Raw genomic sequence first — 23,777 nt, forward strand, 5'->3', positions numbered from 1 at the left:
CGCCCCTGACCTGCACCTTCACCCAACCGAGGAAGCCACCAGGACACCCTTCCGAACCGGTCCCGGCGCTTGTCCAGGCGCTTGTCCCGACTCCCGTCCACGCGCCCGTTCCGACGCGCGACCGGACGCCCCTCCCGACCCCACCCCGGCCCCCTCCCGAGACCCGACCGGCACCCGCCGCGACGCCCGCTCCGACCCCCGTCCACGCGCCCGCCCCGGCGCCACCGCCCCACCCGCGAGAACACCGGCCCCTCGCTCGCCCCGGCCCGCCCGCGCCACCCCTCGCCCCCAGGCGTACCGTCACCCCATGCCACGACTCCTGGCCCTCTCCGGCAGCCTGCGCGCCCGTTCCGCCAACGGCGCGGTGCTGCGCTCCGCCCTGGACCTCTTCGACGGCGCCGCCACCACCGCGGACATCGGCGCACTGCCGCACTTCAACCCCGATCTGGACGGCGAGGGCGCCACCCCGCCACCCCCGGTCGCCGCGCTGCGCACCGCCGCCGCGGCGGCCGACGCCCTGCTCCTGGTCAGCCCGGAGTACGCACACGGCGTCCCCGGAGTCCTCAAGAACGCGCTCGACTGGCTGGTCAGCAGCGGCGAATGCGTCGGCAAACCGGTCGCGGTGATCACCGCCTCGCCGTTCCCGACCGGCGGCGACCACGCCAACGCCCAACTCCGCGAAACCCTCCGCATGATGAGCGCCGAGGTCATCGCGGACGCCTGCCGCGAGATCCCCGCCATCGGCCCGAAGATCGACCCCGCCACCGAACGCGTCACCGACGAGCCCACCCTCGCCGACCTCCGCACCGCCCTCGCCCACCTGGCCACAGCCGCCACCCGGCCCGGCACCGCCACCCCGGCCGCCCCCTGACACCACTCCACCCTCAGAACAGCCCTTCCTGCCCCTCCCCCGGCTCCCCCCGCTTCCCTCTCTCCCCGGGTCTCCCCCGCTCCGCCGACCCGCTTCCCCCGGCCGGCCGCACCGGCACCGTCGTCACCCGCCCCCGAGCGGGCCCGAGCACCCACCCCGACAGCAACCGCCCGTCCAGCACGGCGACCACCCCACCCCCGTGCACACCACCAACCTCCCGACCACCGAGGCCCCCACAGCCCTCACAGCTCGCGCGCCCCGCCTCCCGCGCCTCCGCCGCGTCCCCCGCCAGCCGCAGATACACATCGGCCCCCACGCCGGCCACGACCTCCCCGACGATCTCCGCCCCGGCCGCCGGCCCGCCCAGCTCCACGGCCCCGCCCGCCGGTATCCGCGCCAGCCCGAACAGCTCCGTATGGTCCACGCAGGCGAACGCCACCGGCTCCAGCGTCTCCGGCCAGCCCGCCAACGCCCGTGCCGCACCGTGCAGTCGGGCCAGCTCCGCGGCCCGCTCCGCCACCGGCGGCAGCGCCGCCCGCGCCGCGCGCTTCGCCTCCTTGGCGAACCGGTCCGGCACCCCCAGCGCGCTCCCCAGCACCGCCTCCGCCCGCCGCGCGGCCATCAGCGGCCCGCGCCCCAGCCAGGCGTACGCCACCGCGCCCTGCTCCACCAGCCGCGCCGCCCCGCGCTCCGCCGCCGTGATCCCCACCTTGACCAGCCCGGGCCCGAAGTACGCCAGATAGACGCCGTACGGCCGCGGATCATCGGCCATGGTGTCCGCCGCCACCGAACGCGACCGGTCCAGCCGCGCGCACGCCGGACACTGGTCCCTGACCCCCTCGCTCTCCAGCACCGCCCCGTACGGGCACGGCAGCCACCGCCCGGCCCGCCGCACGCCCAGGCACCGCCGCTCCCCGACCGCCGCGAACGCCAGCGCCTTCCCCGGCGGCAGCAGGCTCACCCGCTCGGCGTCCCGCTCCGCGCAGTACCAGCCGAGCCGCTGACCGAACCGTCCCTCCGGCCCGGCCCCCGGCCCGCCGCCCGACCAGCGCGGTCCCGTACATCGCCACACACCGTCAGCGTACGACCGCCCACTGACAACCCACCGCGTCCGAGCTCCCCGCCCCGCCGCCTCCCCCGTCCGCGCCCCACGCTTCCACCGCCCCGCCCGCCACCGAGCCGTCCACCACCGACCCGTCCTCCACCGCCTCATCTCCCTCCGCCAAGCCGTCCCCCGTCCCCCGGAACGTGCTCCGGTAGGCCCGCGGCGAGACGCCCAGCGCCGCCTGGAAGTGCTGCCGCAGCGACGCCGCCGTCCCGAAACCTGCCTCGGCCGCGACCCGGTCCACCGTCATCCCGGTCTCCTCCAGCAACTGCCGTGCCCGCTCGACGCGTTGCTGGGTCAGCCACTGCACCGGCGACATCCCCACCTCCTCCCGGAACCGCCGGGTGAAGGTCCGTACGCTCATCGCCTCCCGCGCCGCCAGTTCGCGCAGGCTCAGCGGCCGGTCGAGGTGCTCCAGCGCCCAGGCCCGGGCCGCCCCCGTGGACGACACCTGCGGCTCCGGTACCGGCCGCCGGATGTACTGGGCCTGCCCGCCCTCCCGGTGCGGCGGCACCACCGTTCGCCGCGCCACGTCATTGGCCACCGCCGCCCCGTGGTCGCACCGCACCATGTGCAGGCACAGATCGACCCCCGAGGCCACCCCGGCCGCCGTCAGCACGTCCCCCTCGTCGGTGTACAGGACGTCGGCGTCCAGCTCCACATGCGGGAACAACCGCCGGAAGTCGTCCACCGACCGCCAGTGCGTGGTGGCCCGCCGCCCGTCCAGCAGCCCCGCGGCGGCCAGGACGAACGCTCCGGTGCAGATCGACGCGATCCGCGTCCCCGGCCGGATCCGGGCCAGCGCGTCGGCCATGGCGGGACTCAGCCGCCCCTCCCGCTGCTCGGACCCCGGGTCGTAGTCCACCGAGGACGCCGGCAGCACGACCGTGTCCGCGGTCTCCAGCGCCTCCGGGCCGTGCGCCACGTTCACCGTGAAGTCCGTGTCCGTCCGCACCTCCCCGGGCACCAGCGCGCACGTCACCAGCTCGTACAGCTTCTCCCCGGACGCCGACCTGGCCTCCCCGAAGATCCGGTGCACGCTCCCCACCTCGATCGGCAGCATCCCCGGCCGCACCAGCACCGCCACCCGGTGCCGCCGCCCGCCCGTCTCCCGCACCACCACGCCCCGGCCTCCCCGTCTCGCACCCCGTTACTGCACACCCACCCGGTGGCCCGATCCTTGCACACCTTGACCATCGGGCCACTCGTTCGCCCTCCGCCCCGCCGCGAGGGTGGAGCCATGAAGGTCCTCTGGCTGTCCGCCCACCCCGACCACCGCTCGCTGAACGGCGCCCTCACCACGGAGGGGCTGCGCACCCTCGAAGCCCACGGCCACCGCCACCAGCTCTCCGACCTCTACGCGATGCAGTGGAACCCGGTGGTCGACGCCGCCGACTACGACCACGACCCGGCCGGCCGCCTCCTGGTGGGCGACGCCGCCGAACGCGCCCACGCCACCGGCCGCCTGAGCCCCGACATCGCCTCCGAGCAGCGCAAACTCGCCTGGGCCGACACCCTCGTCCTCCAGTTCCCGCTCTGGTGGTACGGCATGCCCGCCATCCTCAAGGGCTGGTTCGACCGGGTCTTCGTCAAGGGCTACGCGTTCGGCCTCACCGACCCGGCCACCGGCCGCCCGCGCCGCTACGGCGACGGCCCGCTCACCGGCAAGCGCGCCCTGGTCGTCGTCACCGCCGGCGCCCGCGCCGCCACCCTCGGCCCCCGAGGGGTCAACGGCGACCTCAACGACCTCCTCTTCCCCCTTCAGCACGGCACCCTCTGGTACACCGGCATGACCGTCGTCCCGCCCCTCCTGATCCCCGGCGCGGACCGCACCACCCCCGACGCCTACGCCACCGCCGCCGCCCGCCTGCGCCACCGCCTCCTCACCCTCCCCACCACCGACCCCCTCCCCTTCCGCCACCAGAACACCGGCGACTACGACGACAACCTCCTCCTCCACCCCCACCTCACCCCCACACCCCCCACCGGCCCCTCCGCCCACTACACAACCCCGCCCCCGCCGGCCCACCCGTAACCCCGCAAACGGAGGGCTCGCGTCAACGAGCCCTCCGCAGCGGGGGTTCGGCCGAGGTCAACAGGCCCGGGCCCGGGGCTTCTCGGCGCGCGGGCCCGGGCTTCTCAGCGCTTGGTGGTGCTGTTGAAGAGCGCGCGGGACCAGACGTAACCGACCAGGGCTATACCGGCGCACCAGGCCAGCGAGATCCAGCCGTTGTTGCCGATCTCCGAGCCGGAGAGCAGCCCGCGCAGCGCCTCCGTCATCGGCGTGAACGGCTGGTGCTCGGCGAACCAGCGCAGGCCCGGCGCCATCGAGGCGGCCGGCACGAACGCCGACCCGAGGAACGGCAGGAACTGGACCAGCAGCGGCTTGTTGCTCGCCGACTCGACGGTCTTGGAGATCAGACCGAGCGCCGCCGACAGCCAGGTCACCGCGAACGCGATGGCCGCGAGGAGCCCCGCCGCGGCCAGCCACTCCACCGGACCCGCCGCCGGACGGAAGCCGAGGGCCAGCGCGACCCCCATGACCAGGACGAGGCTCACCATCGTCTGGAGGACGCTGCCGAGGACATGGCCCGTCATGAACGACGAGCGGGTGATGTTCATGGTGCGGAAGCGGTTGATGATGCCCTCGGTCATGTCGGAGCAGACCGCGATCGAGGTCGACATCGATCCGGCGGCCACCCCCATGATGATGACGCCGGGGGTCAGGTAGTTCAGGTACGCGTCCCGGCCGCCGCCCATCCCGGCCCCGATCGAGTCCCCGAAGGCGTACACGAAGAGCAGCAGCATCAGGATCGGCATCATGGCGCTGCCGAGGGACACGGCCGGATAGCGGATCGCGTGCTTGAGGTTGCGCCGCAGCATCGTCATCGAGTCGTGCACGGCGAAGGTGAGGGTGCTCATCGCAGGGTCTCCTGGTCGTGAAGCGGTGCGCCGGTGCCGGTCGTACCGGTGCCGGCCGGGCCGGTGGTGCCGGTGCCGGTCAGGGTGAGGAACACGTCGTCGAGGTCGGGGGTGTGCACGGAGAAGTCCGCGGCCCGGATGCCGGCCGCGTCCAGCCGGTCCAGCAGGGCGCGCAGCGCGTCGAGACCGCCGTCGCCCGCCACCCGCAGGGCGAGGTTCTCGTCGTCCCGGGTCGCCCCGGGGAAGGCGGCGCCCGCCCGCTCGTACTCCACCGCGTCGGTGAACCGCAGCCGTACGTGGCTGCCGGGGATCCGCGCCTTCAGCTCGTCGGCGGTGCCCTCGGCGACGATCCGGCCGCCGTCGAGGACGGCGATCCGGTCGGCCAGCTGGTCCGCCTCCTCCAGGTACTGGGTGGTGAGGAAGACCGTGGTGCCGCCCGCGACCAGCGAGCGGACCATGTCCCACATGGTGCGGCGACTGCGCGGATCGAGCCCGGTCGTCGGCTCGTCCAGGAAGATCACCTGGGGTTCGCCGACCAGCGTCATGGCGATGTCCAGCCGGCGCCGCATCCCGCCGGAGAAGGTCGCGGCCCGCTTGTGCGCGACATCCGCGATATCGAACCGCCGCAGCAACGCCCGGGTGCGGGACCGCGCTTCACGCTTCCCCAGCCGCAGCAGGTCGGCCATCAGGAGCAGGTTCTCCTCGGCGGTGAGCAGGTCGTCGAGCGCGGCGAACTGCCCGGTGACGCCGATCGCGGCGCGCACCCCGTCCGGGGACGTGGCGACATCGTGGCCAGCGACCAGGGCCTGCCCGCCGTCGGCGGCGACGAGCGTGGACAGGATCTGCACGGTGGTGGTCTTGCCGGCCCCGTTGGGCCCGAGCAGCGCGAACACCGACCCGGCCGGGATCCGCAGATCGATCCCGTCCAGCACCGTCTTGTCGCCGTACGCCTTGCGCAGTCCGCTGGTGGAGACGGCAACGGGCGACTGCGGACCCGCGTGAGGTGGTGTGGGCATGACAGAAGAACGCATGAGCCCTCCCGTTCGGAGGCTGAAGTGACTGGAGAAAGAGCCGGAGAAGCAGCCGGTGAACTACCGGTTAAGGAGCCGGAGAAGCACCTGGCGAACTACCGGAGAAGCAGCCGGAGTAGCGACTGGAGAAGTGGCTGGGGGCGGCCGGAGAAGCGGCCCCGAGAGGCGCCCGGGGGCCTGGCGGGCGGAGCGGCGGGGGAGGCGGCCGGGTGAGCCGGCCGGCGGCGAGAGGAAAGCGACCGGCGCGCGGGCACGGGAACCCGGAGACACAGGGGCGCCGAGGCGCGGACGGGGGCAGGCTCGGGTACTCAGGCGCTCGGGCACGCACTTCCGCGGGCACTCAGTTCCGCGGGCCGAACCGGCACGCAGACGCTCACATGGGGCCGGTGCCCGGCCGCCCGGCCGCTCAGCCGCCCGGACGGGGCCGGAGCTCAGACCCGGGCGCGGCGCACATCGATGTTGCCGTAGCGGGTCCGGGCACGGACCTCGACGGTGTCCTCGGTCTCGTCCGGCGACTGCGAGGCGGGGAGCGTGTTGCGCACCTGCCCGCGCTCGGAGCTGACGTCGAGCCAGGCGGCGGTGCCCTCGCGGACACCGACCTCGATGGCGCCGTAAGAGGTCTCCAACTGCACGGTCCCGCGGGCGACTTCACCGACCCGAAGAGTGCCGTGGGCGGTGGTGGCGGCGACCGAGCCCTCGGCCCGCGCGATGTCGATGTCGCCGTTGGCGCCGCTCACCCGCAGATCACCGGTGGCGGCGCCCACGGTCGTGCTGCCGTGCGAGTTCTTCAGAACGGCGGGACCGTCCACGAACCCCACCCGCAGACTGCCCGAACTGGTCGTGATCTCGGCCTTGCCCTCGACCCGATCGACGGTGATCGAGCCGTGGGAGGCGGTCAGCTGGAGCGGCCCGGCGGTGTCGAGGCGGACGTCACCGGACGAGGTCTTCGCCCGCACCTCCCCGAGCCGGCCCTCCCCGAACACCTGGAGCCAGGCGCCGGTCACGTCGACCTGCGAGCCCGCGGGGAGTTCGACCGACACGTCGACGGTACCGGCCGGCCCGATGAGGTTGCGCGGCTTGGGGGTCCGTACGGTCAGCACGCCACCGGCGTAGGTGACCTCGGTCTGCTCGGCGGCCCGCACGTCCCGGTCCTTCTTGGGGTTGCGGGGCCGCACCTCCACGACGGTGTCGGAGCGGTCCCCGGCGGCGAACCGGAGGGAGCCGGCGTCCACACGAGCGGTAACGGAAATCGCTTCGGGAGTGGCGAAAGAAGGCATGGCTGTACCGTCCTCATGAGTCCTTGAGTCGTCCCCGCTGGTGGGACGTGGTGTGGGTAGCGGGTGAAGTGGGCGGGCGCGGGCGCGGCTAGCGCACCCAGCCCTTGAAGCTCTGTCCGATGGTGGCGGCCGACTCCGCCGGGCGCGGCTGCGCGCCGCCGCCGACCGCGGCCGACACGGCCCGCACGAGCCAGGCGTTGACCGACAGGCCCTCCCGGCTCGCGGCCTCCTCGGCCCGCGCCTTGAGGTGGGCCGGCAGCCGCAGGTTGACGCGTGCCGTGCCCCCCTCGTCGCCGTCGGCGGGCGCTGGTGCCTTGACCGGCTCGACGGGTGCGACGGGCGCCTCCGCATGGCCGCCGGCGGGCGGCAGCGACACGACGAAGTCGGGGTCCAGCCCCCGCAGCCGTACGTCGACCGACCCGGGCGCGAGCTCCCGGGTGATCTCGTCCATCGCCGCGGAGAGCACATTGAGCATGGTCAGCCGGGTCGCCGACTCCAAGGGGGTGGTGAGCCGCTCAGCCAGCTCACGAGCGTCATCCCCGCCCGCCTCGGCGGCCACCGCAAGCTCACGGCGAAGGTTCTCGACATACGGTGTGAGGTCCATGACGCCATGATGACACCATCATGGCGCCACTCGCAACCCCTCCCGGCGCCCTCCAGCTCACACCCACCCTCAACCGCCCCCCAACCTGCGAAAACGCCCCCATTTTCCCCCACCACACCCCCTACACCAACCACCCCCACTCACCCCGCAACCCCGAAATGGCACTATCTGGCGCCCCCAGACACCACGTGGCACCACGTGGCGCCACCTGACGCCGCTCGCCGCTCGCCGCCCGCCGCCCCCCGCCCCCCCCCCCCCCCCCCCCCCCCCCCACCCACCCCACAAAACCCAAAGGCCCCGCCGATCACTCGACAGGACCTCTGGCCCGCAGCTACCGCAAGGCCCTACGGCCTCCACTCCCGCCACACCGACCCGCGCGCACAACCTCGTTGCGGAACGGCGCCTTCAGAAGGAGCGACTCGCGGAGTGCGACTTCAGGAGTACCGCAGCACGATGTGGTCGCCCTCCACATCCCAGCGCTGCCCCGGCTCCTCGGCGCACGGCCGGGTACGGACCTCCGGCGTCCCCCAGGTGTTGGACAGGCAGTACCGGGGGTCGGCGGCCATCACGATGTGGTCCCCCCGCACTTCCCAGCGCTCCCCGGGCTCCTCCCCGCACGGCCGGGTACGCACCTCCGGCGTCCCCCAGGTGTTGGACAGGCAGTACCGGGGGTCAACGAGCAACACGATGTGATCACCCCGGACCTGCCAGCGCTGCCCCGGCTCCTCGCCGCACCACCGGGTGCGCACCTCGGGCGTTCCCCAGGTGTTCGAGAGACAGTAGCGGCCGACTTGCTGGGCACTGCCGGTCGTTGGGGCAACGGCGGCCGTGGCCGTGGCCGACGGCAGGGCGGCGGACGCCAGCACGAGCGCAGCAATGCTGAGGCACTTGCGGAGCGTGAAGCTCATGGAGTGGTCGCCTTTCTGATGGCGAGTTTCGGAGATGGTGACCGTGAGGACGTGCGCGAACGCGCGGCCCACCGGCTCCCTGGGGACATTGCGCGAGGAGGCTTCCCGCCCCTTCCCCCCGAATGCGGCAAACCCTCCGCAAAGGTGATTGCGAGATATATGTGCTGTTAAGCCCGGAGCACCTGCGCACCCGGATCGGACAGGAAGCCCCCGCCCGCCCGGATCCCGGGCTTCCCGCCGGCACTTGCCCGCGCCGCCCCAGCACTCCCCGCGGCAGACCGAGTTCCGGCCCGCGCTCCGTTCACCTGCGCACGGTCCCCTGCACCTTCGTACGACTCGACGCCCGCGCCCCGCCCTGGCCGCCCCGCCGCCCCCGACCGCCCCGACGGGGCACTGCGCCCGCCGGAGCCCTCCTGGCAGCCCGCCGGCCTCCCCGGACCGGTCCTTCCCGGCGACTGCCGTCGTCCACGGCCGTCAACACAAAAGCCGGAGGCCCTGTCGATCACTCGACAGGGCCTCCGGCTTGCTGTGCGCTCGGCAGGATTCGAACCTGCAACCTTCTGATCCGTAGTCAGATGCTCTATCCGTTAAGCTACGAGCGCTTGGCTTTCCGGCGGTTTTTCTTGCCGGTCGGCGTTGCGAGAACAACATTACATGACCTGCGCCGTTAGGCGAAATCCGATTCCCGCACCCCCTCTGACCTGCGGAAACGTGCGGGAGGTCGGAATGTGGGGTCAGGCCGGCCAGGCGGAGTCCTCGATGATCCGGACGAAGTTCGGGCGGGTGTAACCGGCTTCGAAGCGGTCCAGGACGTCCGCCTTGACGTTGCCGAAGGTGGTCGCGGGGCGGTGGGCCAGGCCGGTGTGGAAGGCGTGGAGGATGCGGCGCTTGAAGTCGGGGCGGGGGTGGGCGGCGACGACGGCGTCGCGGGTCTCCGGGGGCAGGGCGTCGTGGCCGATGCCGAGGACGTCGAGTTCGACGCCTGCGGTGACGAGGGCCACTTCGGGTGCCATGCGGTGCGGGATCTCCGGGGTGGTGTGCAGGGCGATGCCCTCCCAGACCAGGCGGGCGCGGTCCTCGGGGACGCCCCGGGCGGTCAGGAAGGCACGGGCCTCGTCGGCGCCGTCGAGCTCGAAGCGCTGCGGGGAGGTGCGGAACTTCCCGGTGAGGCCGAGATCGTGGAAGAGCGCGCCCACGTAGAGCAGCTCGGGGTCGAAGTCCAGCCCGTGGCGGATGCCGTGGTGGGCGCCGAAGAGGTAGACGCGGTGGGAGTGGTGGTAGATCAGGTCGTCGGTGAGGTCGCGGACCAGTTCGGTGGCCTCGCGGACCAGCCGGCTGTCCGGGACGGGGATGCCGGCCAGGGAGCGCGCGGACCCCGGGCGGGAGTCCGGGCGGGAGCCCGCCGGGGCGGCGTCGGCAGGGTCGGGGGCGGTGGACGCGGGGACGGTGGGTTCGCGGTCGGCCGGGGCGGGGTCGGCCGGGGTGTGCTCGGTGGTCATGGGGACAGGGTGGGCCGGCGGGGGCGGCCGGCGCCCGGTGCGGCGAGGACACGTTTCCCACGGATGGGGACACGGAGGGGGACACGGCGCGGCAGCCCGTGGCGCGCCCGGTGGGAGCGGCCGCCCCGTCAGCGTCCGGTGGTCCGGAAGCGGGAGCGGTACGCGGACGGGGTGACGCCCAGGCGGCGGAGGAAGAGGCGGCGGAGGGACTCGTCGCTGCCGATGCCGGTGCGGCGGGCGGTGGCGGTGACCGTCTCGCCGTTGGCCAGGAGGTTCTGGGCGGCCTCCAGGCGGACCGCCTCGACGTAGCCGGCCGGGGTGGTGCCGGTGTGCGCGCGGAAGAGGCGCGCGAGGTGGCGGGGGCTGAGGCCGGCGCGGGCGGCCAGCGCGGTGTTGGAGTGGTCCGCGGCCGGGTCGGCGGCCACCGCGTCCAGGAGGGCGCGCAGCGCGTCGTGGCGGGGCCGCGGGGTGCGGGCGGGTACCGAGAACTGGGACTGGCCGCCCGGCCGCTGCATGAAGACGACCAGGTCGCGGGCGACCTCGCGGGCCAGGGCGGGGCCCTCGTCGGCCTCCACCAGGGCCAGCGCCAGGTCGATGCCGGCCGAGACCCCGGCGGAGGTGTAGACCTCGCCGTCGCGGACGTGGAGCGCGTCCGGATCGACGGAGAGGGCGGGGTGGCGGGCGGCCAGGGCGGCGGTGTGGCGCCAGTGGGTGGTGGCCCGGCGCCCGTCCAGGAGACCGGCGCCGGCCAGCGCGAACGCCCCGGCGCAGACCGAGGCGGTGCGGCGGGCGCGGTCGGCCAGGGCGCGGACGGCGTCCAGCAGGCCGGGCGGGAAGCGGCCCTGGGTGAGCTGCTCGGCGCCGGGGACGAGGACGGTGTCCAGGGGGCCGGCGAGGATCTCCGGCAGGCCCGCGTCGACGGCCAGGCGGGTGCCGGAGGAGGTGGTGACCGGGCGGCCGTCGGGTGAGCACAGGCGGATCGCGTAGCGGCCGCCGAACCGGGCGGCGGCGCTGAAGACCTCCAACGGGCCGGTGATGTCCAGGAGTCGGGCGCCCTCGAAGGCCAGCATCACGACGCGGCGGGCGGCGGGGGCGCCCGGCTCGGACTCCGGAGCCGGGGGCGGGGTCGGCAGGGGCATGACCGCAGGGTAGGGCCCGGGGCGAAGCCGGCCGGGGACGAAAAAAACGGACCCGGTCGCTGGGACCGGGTCCGGGGAGTGTTGCAAGCGGAGGCGGAGGGATTTGAACCCTCGATGGGCGTTAAAACCCAAACCGCATTAGCAGTGCGGCGCCATAGACCGGACTAGGCGACGCCTCCACACACCTTTACGCGCGTGAGCGCGATGTGGCGTGACCAGATGATGACACAGCCCGGTGGGCTGTCACCAATCGCCCCCTACGGTACTAGGCCCGCGGCCCACCCGGCAAAGACGTTCCTGCGGCGCAACGTCGCGGGCGCCGCGGCGTTAGAGAGACGGGGCCTCGGCCGCGTCCGCGTGGTGTGCGCCCCCGGCGCGTACGGGCCCCGTGGCGCGCCGTCCCGGTCACCGCGCGGGTACTGCCCGCACCCGTCTCAGGAGCCCGTGATGTTCCGTCGCCGGACGCCGTTCCCGTTCCCGCACCGGTCGCTCGCCCTGGTCGCCGCCGCGGCGGCCACCGCCGCCGTCGCGCTCGCCGGGGTGCCGGCCGCCACCGCCGCCCCCCTCCCGCTGCCCTCCCGCCACGCGCCGGGCGAGGCCGGCGGCGCGTTCGGGGCGGGGCGCGGGGACCACCTGACGATCACCGTCACCGAGTCGGGGTCGGCGCGCACGGACGGCCGGTTCGAGCTGTACTGCCATCCGCGCGGCGGGAACCACTTCGACGTCCGGCGCGCCTGCGACCGGCTGGACCGGATGGCGCGCTGGGGCAAGGACCCGTTCGCGCCGGTTCCGCGGGGTGCGCAGTGCACGATGATGTACGGCGGTCCGGCGCGGGCGCGCGTCACCGGCGTGTGGGCGGGGCGGCCGGTCAACGCGGAGTTCCGGCGCACCAACGGATGTGAGATCGCCCGCTGGGGCCGGTTCGAACCCATGCTCCCGGCGACGGTTTCCTGACCCGGTTCGTGCGGGAGTAGCGCGCCAGGTCAGGACGAGGGGCACATGTCGGGCGTGCGGCGAGTCGCGCCGGGGCGCGGCATTACCGGGCCGTCATCCGCCTCCTCGTCCCCGGCATGTGCCCGTAGACTCCCTCCCAGTGGCCCGCCAGGGTGGGCCGGCAAGGTGCGGTAACAGGGAAGGAAGCGTCGCGTGAGCAGCAGGCCATCCCGAGGCGCTGCTCGCCTCGCAGCCATACTGGACGCCCTCCCCGACGCGCTGCTGCTCGTCAACTGCAACGGCACCGTCGTCAACGCCAACGCCATCGCCCTGGAGATGTTCGAGGCGCCGGGCACGGCCCTGGTGGGGCGCGGGCTGCTCGATCTGCTGCCGACCTTCGACTCCAAGCGGATCCCGGGGTCGATGCGGCGCCGGGACGAGGAGGTCGGGGGCCGGACGAAGCCGACGCGGATGATCGCGCGGCGCACCGACGGCCGCGAGCTGCTGGTCGAGGTCACCAGCGCCAACCTGGAGGACGGCCGGACCCCGTACGAGTCCGCCTTCGAGGCCGCCTACGCCGACCACCGCAACGGCTACACCGGCGACGAGCTGCTGATGCTCGTCGTGCGGGACCTGTCGGGGACGCTGGACACCGAGACCGAGCTGGCCCGGCAGCAGCGGCAGACCGAGATGATCCTGCGGGCCGCCGCGGAGGGCGTGGTCGGCGTCGACTCCGAGGGGCGGGTGGTCCTGGTCAACCCGTCGGCGGCGCAGATCCTCGGCTATCGGGCGAGCGAGCTGGGCGGCAAGGAGCTGCACCCGCTGGTCCACCACTCGCGGGCGGACGGTTCGGCGCTGCCGTGGGAGGACACCCCGCTCGCCGACACCCTGAAGTCCGGGCGCAAGCACCGGGTGCGCGGGCAGGTGCTGTGGGCCAAGGACGGCCGGGCGGTGGCCGTGGACCTGACCACCGCGCCGGTGCGGGACGGCGACCAGCTGGTGGGCGCGGTGATGACGTTCACCGACCGGCGGCCGTTCGACGCGCTGGTGGCCCGCCACGAGCAGCTGCTGGCCGTCCTGGCGCGGTCGCTGCGCGGGCCGCTGGAGGAGCTGAGCGGGGAGCTGACCACCCTCGCGTCGGACCCGGCGGGCCAGTTGTGGCCGGAGGCCAACCAGATCCTGCACCACCTCGCCGCCGGGCACGCCCGGATGACGACGCTGGTGGACAACGTGCTCAGCTACCAGCGGCTGGACTCCGGCACGGACAAGCTCAACCGCACGCGGGTGTCGCTGGACCAGGTGGTCGCGGCCGGTGTGGAGGGCGCGGTCGAGCTGATCGGGCCGGGCCGGGCGCAGTTCGCGGTGCACGCGCCGCCGATAGCGGCCCTGGTCGACCCGGAGCGGCTGGCGCAGGCGCTGTCGCACCTGATCGCGGATGTCGCCGGGGTGGACTCCACGGGCCGGACGGCGGCCGCCGAGGGGCCCGCCGGGGCGGGCGGGCGTCCGGTGCCCGGTGACTCGACGATCGTGGTGGCGGCGGCCAAGCGCGGCCAGGTCGTGCGGATCGAGGTGCGCGGCCCGTTCGGCGGCGGTGACCCGGTGCACGGGCCGATCGTCCGCGGGATCGTGCGGATGCACGACGGGCTGATCCAGACGCACAAGGTGCCGGGTGGTTCCGGCGCGGCCGGCAGCGCGTACGTGCTGGAGCTGCCGGTGCTGGTCGAGGACGGGGAGCCGGCGGACGGCGGCGCGGACGGGCCGGAGGAGGCCGCGGGCCCCGGGGAGAGCGGTACCGCGGGCGGTCCCGGACAGGCCCTGGCGCCCGCGGGCGCCAAGGACGGTACCGGCGGCGGGCGCCGGCGGGCCCGGCACTCGGGGCCGGGGCAGGCCCCCGCGGCGGACGGGACGCAGGGCGCCGGACTGCCCGCGGGCACGGCCGGTGCCGAGGTGGTGGCGCCGGGCGGCCGCCGCCGGGCGCGGCAGGCCCCGGAAGGCGCGGCGCTGCCCGCGCTGCCGGCCGGGACCGGTGGCGGGACCCCGGCCGGAGGCCCGCCACCCGGGCTGACGCCCGCGGTGGGTCCGGCGCTCGGTCCGGTGCCGCCCGGCGGGCGGCGGGCCCGGCGGGCGCTGACCGAGGCGCCCGAGCGGGGCGCGTCCGCCGGGGCGCCCGCGCAGGATTCCGGCGCACCCGCGCCGCGCGCGCCGTTCGCGCTGCCGCCCGCCGCGGCGGACCGGACACCCCAGCCCCAGCCCGGGCCCGGGCCCCGGCCGCCGGCCGGTCAGCCGGCGCTGCCCGCGATCTCCGGCGGGATGCCGGTGCAGGCCGCGGACGGGCCGGGGGAGGCCGCCGGTACGGGACGGCGCCGGGCGCGCCGTCCGGTGGCGGGCGGTCCCCAGACGGCGTCCGGGAACGGCCCCGCGGACGGGACCGGCGACCGGCCGGCGCCCGCCGGGGACACCGCCGACTCCCCCGGCGCGCAGGGCGCGTGGGACGCCGAGCCGACCGGACGGCGGCGGGCCCGGCGGGCCGCCGCCGAGGAGCGCGCGGCCGCGGCGATGGCCGACTCCAAGGCGTCCGGCACGTTCGTGGCGGGCCCCGAGGGCCTGGTCGCGCCGCCGGCCGAGCCCGCCGGGCCGGAGGGACCGGCCGGGGTGACGGGGACGGGCCCGGGCAGCGCGCCCGGTGCCGCCGGTGCTCCGGGCGCTCCGGGCACCCCGGGCGCGCCCGCACCGGCGGGTCCCGCGCCGACCGTGCCCGCGCAGGGCCCCGCACCCGCGTCCGCACCCGCGCCCACCGGCCGCCGCCGGGGCCGCCCCAGCCCCGCCGAGGAGGCCGCCGCCCGGCCCGCGCCGGGCTCCGCCGCCGTCCCCGCGCAGGGGCCCGCCCCCGCCGGGCGGCAGCCGCTGCCGGACGGCGCGGACGAGTCCGGGCACACCTCCGGGCGGGCGTTCAGCGTGCGCACGCTCGGCCAGGGCGTGCCGTTCGCCCAGCAGCTGGCCGATCCGCAGCGGCCGGCGCCGCAGCCCGGTGCCGCGCCCGCGGGCAGTACGCCGCCGGGCGGTACCTCCGCCGGTTCGGGCCGCCGCCGCAAGCTCGCCGCGCCGCCGCCGGAGGGTGCGCGCCAGGAGGCCGCGGCGTCCGGTGCCGTACCGCACCAGGCCACCGGTCCGCAGCCGCAGGTGCCCGCCCGGCCCAAGCAGCCGGGCCCGCAGCCGCACCTCATGGACGCCGGGGAGGGCCGGGCGTTCGCCATCTCGGCACCCGACGAGGGCAGCGAGGGGCCCGAGCCGCTGGACGGGCCGAACGGCGCGGTCGAGGTGATGGAGCGTCAGCAGCCGCCCCTGGACGACGAATTGCCGCCGGAGCCGCTGGACAATCCGCGCCGGCTGCTGGTCTGGCCGGCGCCCGACGTCGCCACCCGGCAGGCGCTCAGCGACCGCGGCTACCGCCCGGTGATCGTCAACTCCCGCGAGGAGGTGGACGCGCAGATCGCCGCGTACCCGGCGGCGCTGTTCGTCGATCCGCTGACCGGGCCGATCACCCGTACCGCGCTCCAGTCGCTGCGCCAGGCCGCCGGGGCCGCCGAGGTGCCGGTGCTGGTGACCGCGGGGCTGGGCCAGGCGACCCGGGAGGCGGCGTACGGCGCCGACCCCGCGGTGCTGCTGAAGGCGCTCGCGCCGCGCGACGGCGCGGACGTCCCGCCGCGGGTGCTGCTGATCGAGCAGAACGACGCCATCGCGGGCGCCCTGACCGCGTCGCTGGAGCGGCGCGGGATGCGGGTCGGCCGGGCCGGGGCGGACACCGACGCGGTCGCGCTGGCGACGCAGCTGCGGCCCAACCTCGTGGTGATGGACCTGATGCAGGTGCGCCGACGCCGGGCCGGGATCGTGGACTGGCTGCGCGCCAACGGGATGCTGGACCACACCCCGCTGGTCGTCTACACCGCCGCCGACCTGGATCCGGCGCAGCTGCCGGGGCTGGCCTCCGGGGAGACGGTGCTGTTCCTGGCGGAGCGGTCCACCAGCGCCGAGGTGCAGACCCGGATCGTGGACCTGCTGGCGAAGATCGGCACGAACTGACCGCGGGCGGGCCCGCCGGACCGGCCGGCGGGCCCGCGCCCGGGCCTCACCGCAGCAGCGTCACGTCCAGCTCGCCGTCCGCGTACTGCCGGCGCAGCACCTTCTTGTCGAACTTGCCGACGCTGGTCTTGGGCACCGACGGGATCACCGCCCACCGCTCGGGCAGCTGCCAGCGGGCGATCCGCTCGGCGAGGAAGGCCCGCAGCTCCTCGTAGGTGAGCGCGCTGCCGTCCGTCAGCACCACGGTGGCCAGTGGCCGTTCGCCCCACTTCTCGTCGGGGACGGCCACCACCGCGGCCTCCGCGACGCCCGGGTGGGCCATCAGGTGGTTCTCCAGCTCGACCGAGGAGATCCACTCGCCGCCGGACTTGATGACGTCCTTGGCCCGGTCGGTCAGCGTGAGGTAGCCGTCCGGGGTGATCGTGCCGACGTCGCCGGTGCGCAGCCAGCCGTCGGGGCTGAACTTGTCGTCCGGGCGCAGCGGTCCGGTCTGCGCGCCGCCGTAGTACGCGCCCGCGATCCACGGGCCGCGGACCTCCAGCTCGCCCGCCGCGGTGCCGTCCCAGGGCAGCTCCTCGCCGGACGGGCCGATCAGCCGGGCCTCCACGGAGGCCGGGAAGCGGCCCTGGGTGGCGCGGTAGGCCCACTCCTCCTCGGCGTCCAGCCCGGCCGGCGGGTGGGAGACGCAGCCCAGCGGGGAGGTCTCGGTCATCCCCCAGGCGTGCACCACGCGGATGCCGTGCCGCTCCTGGAAGCCGCGCATCAGGGCCGGCGGGCAGGCCGAACCGCCGATGACGACGGTGTGCAGGCAGGCCACGTCCCGCTTGCGGGCGTCGAGTTCGGCCAGCAGGCCCTGCCAGATGGTCGGCACCGCGGCGCCTATGGTGGGCCGGAGGGTCTCGATCATCTCGGCCAGCGGCGCGGGCTGGAGGAAGCGGTCCGGCATCAGCAGCGAGGCGCCGGCCATGAACGCGGCGTGCGGCAGGCCCCAGGCGTTGACGTGGAACATCGGGACGACCGGCAGCGCGAGGTCCCCGGAGCCGAGCGCGAACGCCTCGGCGGTGTTGACCTGGAGCGAGTGCAGGTACAGCGAACGGTGGCTGTAGAGCACGCCCTTGGGCTCGCCGGTGGTCCCCGAGGTGTAGCAGAGCGCCGCGGCCTCCCGCTCGTCCAGGGCGGGCCAGTCGTGGTGCCCGGGGCGGCCGGCGAGCAGTTCCTCGTAGTCGTGGACGGCGGCGTGGGTGCCGGCCAGCGGGGCGCGGTCGCCGGGCCCGACGACGACCACGTGCGCCACCTCGGGCAGTTGCGGCAGGAGGGCCGCCAGCAGCGGCACGAGGCTGCCGTTGACGAGGATCACCCGGTCCCCGGCGTGCCGGACGATCCAGGCGAGCTGCTCGGCCGGGAGGCGGAGGTTGAGCGTGTGCAGCACCGCGCCCATGGACGGAATGGCGAGGTACGCCTCCATGTGCTCGCTGTTGTTCCACATCAGCGTCCCCACCCGCTCCTCGGGGACCACGCCGAGCGCGTCCCGGAGCCCGTGGGCGAGCTGCGCGGCCCGGCGGCCGATCTCGGCGAAGGTGCGGCGGTGCGGCTCGGCCCCGCCGGTCCACGTCGTCACGGTCGCCTGCCCGTGGACGGTCCTCCCGTGTTCGAGGATCCGGCTGATCAGAAGTGGTACGTCTTGCATCGTGCCGTGCACAGAGCCTCCCGGGCGTCCTGTCGCCGCTTCGACGACCCTGCGCACGATTCTGCTGGGGTAACGGCCGGTACGTCACTACCCCCGGGTAGCTGCGGCTCTTCCGGCGGCGTGCCCGCCCCTTCCGTCCCCCAGCCGGCGGATAAGCCGTCCCTCACTTTCGGGACCTGCTCCGTGACCCCAGGAGCTTGAACTCCTTGCTGTCGCCTACCGGCCCCGTCCGCCCTCCGTACGGGGCGGACGGGGCCCATAACGGGGCCCATAACGGGGTCACATACGGCGGGCGAAGATCCGCGCCGTGTTGTAAAAGGTGATCGTCAGTCCCACGTGGTCCGGCCGATTGCCCTCCCGCGTCGACCAGCGCTCAACGGCAGCGACCTGCGGGGACTCCGCCTTGCTCAGGAGGGCGGCGAGCCACGTTTCCGGATCATCGTTCGCTTGCGGAGACTCGCCGGCCGGAAGTGGCGTTCCCTCCACCGCCGCGGGGTCCCCGCCGTCTTCCCGATGGCGTTCTCCCTCCGGGAGTTGCCCCACGAACTGCCAGCGGGATTCGCCGTGCCCCGTGGTGATCACCACGCCGTACGGGTGCGCACTGTCCCCCGCGTCCGCAAGGCTTCGCACGCTGACGGTGGTCGGGTCGTTCTTCGCCAGGTCGATGACGAAGTCTTGAAATGTCTGTGGTCGCACCGGTCGTCCTCTCTTGCCGGCTGCTCAATCCAGGAGGGAAGGCGGGCGAAGGACATCCACTGACGACGCATTGCGTCCGGGCATGGTTCCGGCTGTACTCCCATCCACCTTTCATAAAGATGCTCTGCAATCCCGACCCGGAAAACCGGGACTTCAGGAATCGCGGGGCGGGAGGTCTTCAACCGCCGGATTTCTCCACGGTCGTTCCCGGCGACGGGGTGCCTTCTCGCTCCTGGCGGTGAGGCATTTACCGCAATTGACGGCGCGCAGCCACTCGTGGACCATTCCCGCTTCACCGCAGAGCGGTTTTCCGTCGCGCAGTTCGTGAACGGTCAGGTCGTCTTCTTCGACGGTTCCGGCTTCGGCCATGACAGCTCCTCTTCACACGGGCGGGGGCACGGAGGGAGGAATTGCGGCGGCGCGGCGCCGCTGTCCCCGTTTCACGGATTCGCCTTACCGCGGTGGAAGTGGCGTTCGAGTTCCAGCGTGCAGGACGCGGCGAGCGCGTATGCGCGGTGCCTGCGGTGTGCCTCTCGTTGCCGGACCAGGGCCGCGCAGACGTCGCAGCCGGGGACCGGCCGGGGCTCCGGGAACGGGTCCGGCAGGTGGACGGGGCCGCTCAGGCCGGGCATGACCGGTGCACCCCCGCCCCGTGGGCCGCAGGCGCGATGGTCCGGCAGAAGCGGGCCTTCGCCGCCGGAACGGCGCTGTCCTTTGCGCGGTGCGCCGCGGCCTCACCGATGCGGCAACCGGGGCAGGACAGGGGGATGAGCTGCATGAGCATGGGTCGCTCCTCTCCGTAGTGGTAGCACTACCGGGGAGGTGCAGCGTGGACTACAGTCGGCGCACCCATCAACTAGGGAAACCCGATTGGCAAGTTGAGGGATCATGGTGAACCGCAAGGAACTCACACCCGACGAGTCGCCCCATGCGGCGTTCGGCGAGCGTTTGCGCAGGTTACGGGACGAACGCGGCTGGACGCAGGAAGAGTTGGGCGAACGCATCGGGTGCACCGGAGCGCATGTCTCTGCCGTTGAAACTGGCCGCAGGCCACCAACCCAACGCTTTGCGACAGGTGCTGACAAGGCTTTGGGGACCGGCACTTCGTTCGAACGTGAGTGGCGGGAGATCCGGAACGGAAGCCTCCTGGAGGGGTTTCAGGAGTACGTCAGGCACGAGGGCCGGGCGGCGGAGATCCGGCTCTTCGAAATGGGCGTGATCCCGGGCCCGCTTCAGACACGGGAGTATGCGGAGGCTCTGGAAGCCGTCAACGTAGAGCGCGGAGACCTCACTGCTGAGCAGGCAGCGGAGCGGGTCAACTTCTTGATAGAGCGGCAAGCCGCACTCGCCCGCCCGCAGGCCCCGCTGGTGATCGTGGTGCTGGACGAGAGCTGCATCCGGCGGCCAGTCGGAGGCTCCGCGGTCATGGAGCGGCAACTCGCCCGTCTGGTCGAGTTTGCGCGTCAGCCGAACACCGCTCTACAGCTTGCACCGTTTGCCATGGGAGAGAGGCAACCGTTCCGCCGGTTGGTGCACCTGCTCACGCTGGCAGATCGCTCTGTGGTCTCCTACGTCGAGTCGCAGACTCATGGCCACCTGGACCGCGAACTGAACTCCGTCGTGCCGCTGGTGAGGGCATACCATCAGCTACAGACCGAAGCGCTCTCCCAGGCGGACTCAGTGGCCATGATCGAGCAGGCACGAAAGGGCATCCCGTGACGACCGAACCCCTCACCTGGATCAAGTCCTCCTACAGCGGTAGCAACGGTGGCTCGTGCCTTGAGTGGGCGCCGGAGCACGCCAGGAGCACCGGCGAGGTTCTGGTCCGGGACAGCAAGAGCCCCGACGGCCCTCACCTCACTCTGACCCCGCAGGCGTTCGCCGGCCTGGTGCAGTTCGCCAAGACGTGCGGCTGACGGGTCGTCCGCGCCCTCGGACAACTGCGCCCGCGCCGGGAGAGGATCCCGGCGCGGGCGCCTTGCTGCGCTTCCCCGGATCAATGGCCGGGTGATCTACCCGCGCTACTGCACACCAGCGTCCTCACCGTTCCCCCAGGGGCCGACGCGCGGTAGGCCGGCGGTCAGCGGGTCCGGTCCGGGCCGGGCGCGCAGCTGACCGGCTGGAGGACGAGGACCGACAGGTCGTCCTCGACCGGGCCGGTGCCGAAGTCGTGGGCGGCCCGCCGGACGTGCTCGGCGAGCGCCTTGGCGCCCAGCCCGAGGCCGTCCCGCAGGACCTCGGCCAGGCCGTCGTTGTCGTCCAGCTGCCAGGTGCCGCAGCGGCGTTCGGTGACCCCGTCGGTGACGCAGAGCAGCGTCTCCCCGGGGGCCAGGGTGAAGGTGCTGGCGTGGAACTCGGTGCCCTCGTCGATGCCCAGCAGCATCTGCGGGTCGGAGGCCGGTTCGACGGTGCCGTCGGTGAACAGGTGCAGCGGCGGCGGGTGGCCGGCGCTGGCCACCGTGCAGCGGGCCCCGGGGACGCCGGGGTCGACCGCCAGCTCCCCGTAGAGCAGGCTCAGGAAGCGGGATCCGGCCTGTTCGCCGTCGACCTCCACCGCCTCCGCGCTCTCCTCGGCCATGGCCAGATTCAGCCGGCCCAGGACCGATTCGACGCCGTGGCCCTCGCGGGCCAGCAGGCGCACCAGGTGGCGGGCCAGCCCGGTCACCGACATCGCCTCGGGGTCCTTGCCCTGGACGTCGCCCAGCAGGAAGCACCAGCGGCGGTCGCCCATCGGGAAGATGTCGTAGAAGTCGCCGCCGACGGTCTGCCCGGCGCCGTGCGGCTCGTAGACGACCGCGGTGTCCACGCCGGGGATGCTGGCCAGCGAGGCCGGCAGCTGGCGGCGCTGGAGGGCCAGGCTGATGCTGGTCTGCCGGGTGTACTGGCGGGCGGTGTGGACGGCCTGGGCGACCCGCCGGGCGACGTCCTCGACCATGCGGATCACGGTGTCGGTCATCTTCAGCCGGCCCGCCCGGCCGAGCAGCAGGACCCCCTGGAGCTCGTCGCGGGCCACCAGGGGGAAGGCCAGCGCGGAGCCGCCCGACGGGCAGGCACCGGCACATTCCGGCCAGGGCCAGGCGGTGCCGCCGGTGCGGGCGATGCCGGTGGGCGGTTCGCGCTCCAGGTCGGTGCGGAGCGGGCCGATGCGCCGCTCGTCGACGTGCCAGACCCGGGACAGCTGCATCCGGCCGCCGTCCACGCACAGCCAGATCGCGCACCAGTCGGCGAGCCGGGGGACCAGCAGCTGGGCGGCGAGCGCGGTGACCATGTCCTGGTCGAGCTGCCCGGCGAGCAGCTCGCTGGTCTCGGCGAGGAACGACGGGCCGCCGCGGTCGGCCCACTCGGCGGCGTCGGCGCACGCGGGGCCCTGCCCGGCCGGGCCCCGGACCGGGGTCGCCTCGCCGTACGGGGGCCGGGCCGGGCCGGCCGGGGTGGTCTCCGGCTCGCCCTCGGTGGCCGTCAGCCGGAACCACACCGTCTTGGTGGCCTTCCGGTACGTCACGCCCCAGGACTCGGCGAGCGCGCTGACCAGCTGGAGGCCGTAGCCGGGCTCGCCGCTGCGGGCGTCCACCCCGCCGCGCACCACCCGCGAGGGGTGCCGGTCGGAGACCTCCAGGACGACGGCGACGGTGGCGGGGCCGGGCGGCGGGCCCGGGGCCGGGGCGCGGGGTCGGGGGCCGCCGGCGGGGGCCGGGGCGTCCTTGCGGCCGTACTCCAGCCGGCAGGTGACGTCGATGTCGGTGCCCGCGTACATCACCGCGTTGGTGACCAGTTCGCTGACCAGGAGGACGGACTGGTCGATGAGTTCCCGGCTGATCGCGGCGGCGCCGGGGGCGTCCGGGGCGGCGGCCCGTTCGGTCAGCAGGGTGCGCACGAAGCGGCGGGCCCCGGCGGCGGCCAGCTGGTTGGCCGGCAGCCCGGTGCGGCACACCGTCTCGGTCTGCTGCGGGGCCGTCGATCGCGGGGACAGCGACGTCACTGCGCCCCCTGAATACGCCTGGAAAAGCAACTCATTACGGGCGCTTTATACTATGTCATACCTGCCCAATTCGATCAGTTCCGGACCTGGCATCGGGTTGTCGACGGGCCGGCCCGGGACCGTTCCCGGACGGCTTCCGCCCGACGGACGGTGTCCGTCCGCTCCCCGTCGGTCTCGTCACTGGGGGATGGTGGCCATGGCGCCCGATCCGACCCGGCCCGAGTCGGCTGCGCCGCCCCGGGACCCCCGCTCCGACGGCCCGTGGGTGCGCACCAGCGAACTGCGCCCCCTGCTCGCCGCCATGAACGCCCTGCGGGACGGCGACTTCACCGCCCGGGCCGCACCGCCCCAAGGGGGCGCGGCGCCCGATGGCGTGCTCGCCGACATGACCGACGTCTTCGCCCAGATCGCCGCCCGCAACGCCCACCTGGCCGCCGAACTCCGGCGGCTGCGTCACGAGGTCATCCGGGAGGGGCGGCTGGACGAGCGGATCGGCGCGAGCCCCGGCCAGGGCGGCTGGGCGACCACCGTCGAGTCCGCCAACGCGGTGCTGGAGGCCCTGGTCACCCCGGTCGCCAACGCCACCCGGGTGCTGGACTCGATCGCCGAGGGCGATCTGACCCGCCGCGTCGACCTGCACGACGGCAGCCGCGAGCTGCGCGGCGATCTGCGCCGGCTGGGCCGCTGCGTCAACCGCGTGGTCGACCAGCTGTCGCTGTTCACCGGCGAGGTGACCCGGGTCGCCCGCGAGGTCGGCACCGAGGGCCGGCTCGGCGGCCGCGCGAAGGTCCAGGGGCTCTCCGGCGACTGGCTGCACGTGACCGAGGCGGTCAACACCATGGCGTCCCGGCTGACCGCGCAGGTCCGGGACATCGCGGTGGTGACCACGGCGGTGGCCCGCGGCGACCTGACCCAGCAGGTGACGGTCGAGGCCACCGGCGAGCTGCTGGAGCTGAAGCTGACCGTCAACACCATGGTCGACCAGCTCTCCGCGTTCGCCGACGAGGTCACCCGGGTCGCCGGCGAGGTCGGCACCGAGGGCCGGC

General features: G+C 74.3%; 21 protein-coding genes and 2 tRNA genes. 7 read left to right on the top strand and 16 right to left on the bottom strand.

The window, feature by feature from the left end; all coding sequences use genetic code 11:
- Nucleotides 1–307: 307 nt before the first annotated feature.
- Nucleotides 308–871, top strand: a complete 564-nt coding sequence (locus tag MUU72_RS35480) for an NADPH-dependent FMN reductase (protein WP_282505055.1) — start codon at nt 308–310, stop codon at nt 869–871.
- Nucleotides 872–884: 13 nt separating this feature from the next.
- On the opposite strand, the gene MUU72_RS31175 is transcribed toward MUU72_RS35480, so the two are convergent.
- On the bottom strand, nt 885–1,943 hold the full coding sequence (locus MUU72_RS31175) for a DUF2797 domain-containing protein (RefSeq protein WP_248016790.1): 1,059 nt from the start codon (nt 1,941–1,943) through the stop codon (nt 885–887).
- Between the two features lie 4 nt (nt 1,944–1,947).
- Nucleotides 1,948–3,039: a GlxA family transcriptional regulator gene (locus MUU72_RS31180; RefSeq protein ID WP_248016810.1), complete on the bottom strand. Its 1,092-nt coding sequence runs from the start codon at nt 3,037–3,039 to the stop codon at nt 1,948–1,950.
- Nucleotides 3,040–3,216: 177 nt separating this feature from the next.
- Between MUU72_RS31180 and MUU72_RS31185 the strand changes: the two genes are divergently transcribed.
- On the top strand, nt 3,217–4,011 hold the full coding sequence (locus tag MUU72_RS31185) for an NAD(P)H-dependent oxidoreductase (RefSeq protein WP_248016791.1): 795 nt from the start codon (nt 3,217–3,219) through the stop codon (nt 4,009–4,011).
- A 104-nt stretch (nt 4,012–4,115) separates the two neighbouring features.
- Here the strand turns inward: MUU72_RS31185 and MUU72_RS31190 are convergent, their stop codons facing one another.
- The 9 genes from MUU72_RS31190 to MUU72_RS31230 all read right to left on the bottom strand — a co-directional run bounded on the left by MUU72_RS31190 (nt 4,116) and on the right by MUU72_RS31230 (nt 11,535).
- A complete protein-coding gene (locus MUU72_RS31190) occupies nt 4,116–4,898 on the bottom strand; it encodes an ABC transporter permease (protein ID WP_248016792.1) in 783 nt (260 codons plus the stop codon).
- Complete coding sequence (locus tag MUU72_RS31195; protein WP_248016811.1) at nt 4,895–5,914, bottom strand: ATP-binding cassette domain-containing protein; 1,020 nt, start codon at nt 5,912–5,914, stop codon at nt 4,895–4,897. Before MUU72_RS31195 ends, MUU72_RS31190 begins: the two co-directional genes overlap by 4 nt.
- Before the next feature lie 446 nt (nt 5,915–6,360).
- The gene (locus MUU72_RS31200; RefSeq protein WP_248016793.1) at nt 6,361–7,206 is read right to left on the bottom strand and encodes a DUF4097 family beta strand repeat-containing protein; all 846 of its coding nucleotides are present in this window, start codon (nt 7,204–7,206) and stop codon (nt 6,361–6,363) included.
- A gap of 88 nt (nt 7,207–7,294) precedes the next feature.
- Nucleotides 7,295–7,810, bottom strand: coding sequence for a toxin-antitoxin system HicB family antitoxin (locus MUU72_RS31205; RefSeq protein ID WP_248016794.1), 516 nt, complete (start codon nt 7,808–7,810; stop codon nt 7,295–7,297).
- Between the two features lie 434 nt (nt 7,811–8,244).
- Nucleotides 8,245–8,718 (bottom strand): RICIN domain-containing protein, encoded by a 474-nt coding sequence (locus tag MUU72_RS31210; protein ID WP_248016795.1) that lies wholly within the window; start codon nt 8,716–8,718, stop codon nt 8,245–8,247.
- Nucleotides 8,719–9,247: 529 nt separating this feature from the next.
- Nucleotides 9,248–9,320, bottom strand: a tRNA-Arg gene (locus MUU72_RS31215).
- A 132-nt stretch (nt 9,321–9,452) separates the two neighbouring features.
- Complete coding sequence (locus tag MUU72_RS31220) at nt 9,453–10,217, bottom strand: HD domain-containing protein (RefSeq protein WP_248016796.1); 765 nt, start codon at nt 10,215–10,217, stop codon at nt 9,453–9,455.
- Between the two features lie 128 nt (nt 10,218–10,345).
- Complete coding sequence (locus MUU72_RS31225) at nt 10,346–11,356, bottom strand: GlxA family transcriptional regulator (protein ID WP_248016797.1); 1,011 nt, start codon at nt 11,354–11,356, stop codon at nt 10,346–10,348.
- A gap of 88 nt (nt 11,357–11,444) precedes the next feature.
- Nucleotides 11,445–11,535: transfer RNA gene (locus tag MUU72_RS31230), tRNA-Ser, on the bottom strand.
- Nucleotides 11,536–11,803: 268 nt separating this feature from the next.
- Here MUU72_RS31230 and MUU72_RS31235 point away from each other — a divergent pair.
- Both MUU72_RS31235 and MUU72_RS31240 read left to right on the top strand, forming a co-directional pair.
- Entirely contained in the window at nt 11,804–12,310 is a 507-nt protein-coding gene (locus MUU72_RS31235) for an SSI family serine proteinase inhibitor (protein ID WP_248016798.1), read from the top strand.
- A 192-nt stretch (nt 12,311–12,502) separates the two neighbouring features.
- Complete coding sequence (locus tag MUU72_RS31240) at nt 12,503–16,369, top strand: response regulator (RefSeq protein WP_248016799.1); 3,867 nt, start codon at nt 12,503–12,505, stop codon at nt 16,367–16,369.
- A 46-nt stretch (nt 16,370–16,415) separates the two neighbouring features.
- Here MUU72_RS31240 and MUU72_RS31245 read toward each other — a convergent pair whose 3' ends face one another.
- The 4 genes from MUU72_RS31245 to MUU72_RS31260 form a co-directional block, all read right to left on the bottom strand.
- Entirely contained in the window at nt 16,416–18,068 is a 1,653-nt protein-coding gene (locus MUU72_RS31245; RefSeq protein WP_248016800.1) for a long-chain fatty acid--CoA ligase, read from the bottom strand.
- A 267-nt stretch (nt 18,069–18,335) separates the two neighbouring features.
- A complete protein-coding gene (locus MUU72_RS31250; RefSeq protein WP_248016801.1) occupies nt 18,336–18,752 on the bottom strand; it encodes a hypothetical protein in 417 nt (138 codons plus the stop codon).
- Between the two features lie 153 nt (nt 18,753–18,905).
- Nucleotides 18,906–19,121, bottom strand: a complete 216-nt coding sequence (locus MUU72_RS31255) for a hypothetical protein (protein ID WP_248016802.1) — start codon at nt 19,119–19,121, stop codon at nt 18,906–18,908.
- 71 nt (nt 19,122–19,192) lie between these two features.
- A complete protein-coding gene (locus MUU72_RS31260) occupies nt 19,193–19,384 on the bottom strand; it encodes a hypothetical protein (protein ID WP_248016803.1) in 192 nt (63 codons plus the stop codon).
- Nucleotides 19,385–19,640: 256 nt separating this feature from the next.
- On the opposite strand from MUU72_RS31260, the gene MUU72_RS31265 reads away from it, so the two are divergent.
- Nucleotides 19,641–20,471, top strand: coding sequence for a helix-turn-helix domain-containing protein (locus tag MUU72_RS31265; protein ID WP_248016804.1), 831 nt, complete (start codon nt 19,641–19,643; stop codon nt 20,469–20,471).
- Entirely contained in the window at nt 20,468–20,668 is a 201-nt protein-coding gene (locus MUU72_RS31270; protein ID WP_248016805.1) for a DUF397 domain-containing protein, read from the top strand. The genes MUU72_RS31265 and MUU72_RS31270 overlap by 4 nt, the downstream gene beginning before the upstream one ends.
- Before the next feature lie 164 nt (nt 20,669–20,832).
- Here the strand turns inward: MUU72_RS31270 and MUU72_RS31275 are convergent, their stop codons facing one another.
- On the bottom strand, nt 20,833–22,731 hold the full coding sequence (locus tag MUU72_RS31275) for a SpoIIE family protein phosphatase (RefSeq protein ID WP_248016806.1): 1,899 nt from the start codon (nt 22,729–22,731) through the stop codon (nt 20,833–20,835).
- A gap of 196 nt (nt 22,732–22,927) precedes the next feature.
- Here MUU72_RS31275 and MUU72_RS31280 point away from each other — a divergent pair.
- A partial coding sequence (locus tag MUU72_RS31280; RefSeq protein WP_248016807.1) for a HAMP domain-containing protein occupies nt 22,928–23,777 on the top strand: 850 nt, incomplete at its 3' end.

Source organism: Streptomyces rhizoryzae (genome assembly GCF_023155275.1).
GTDB classification, from domain to species: domain Bacteria; phylum Actinomycetota; class Actinomycetes; order Streptomycetales; family Streptomycetaceae; genus Streptomyces; species Streptomyces rhizoryzae.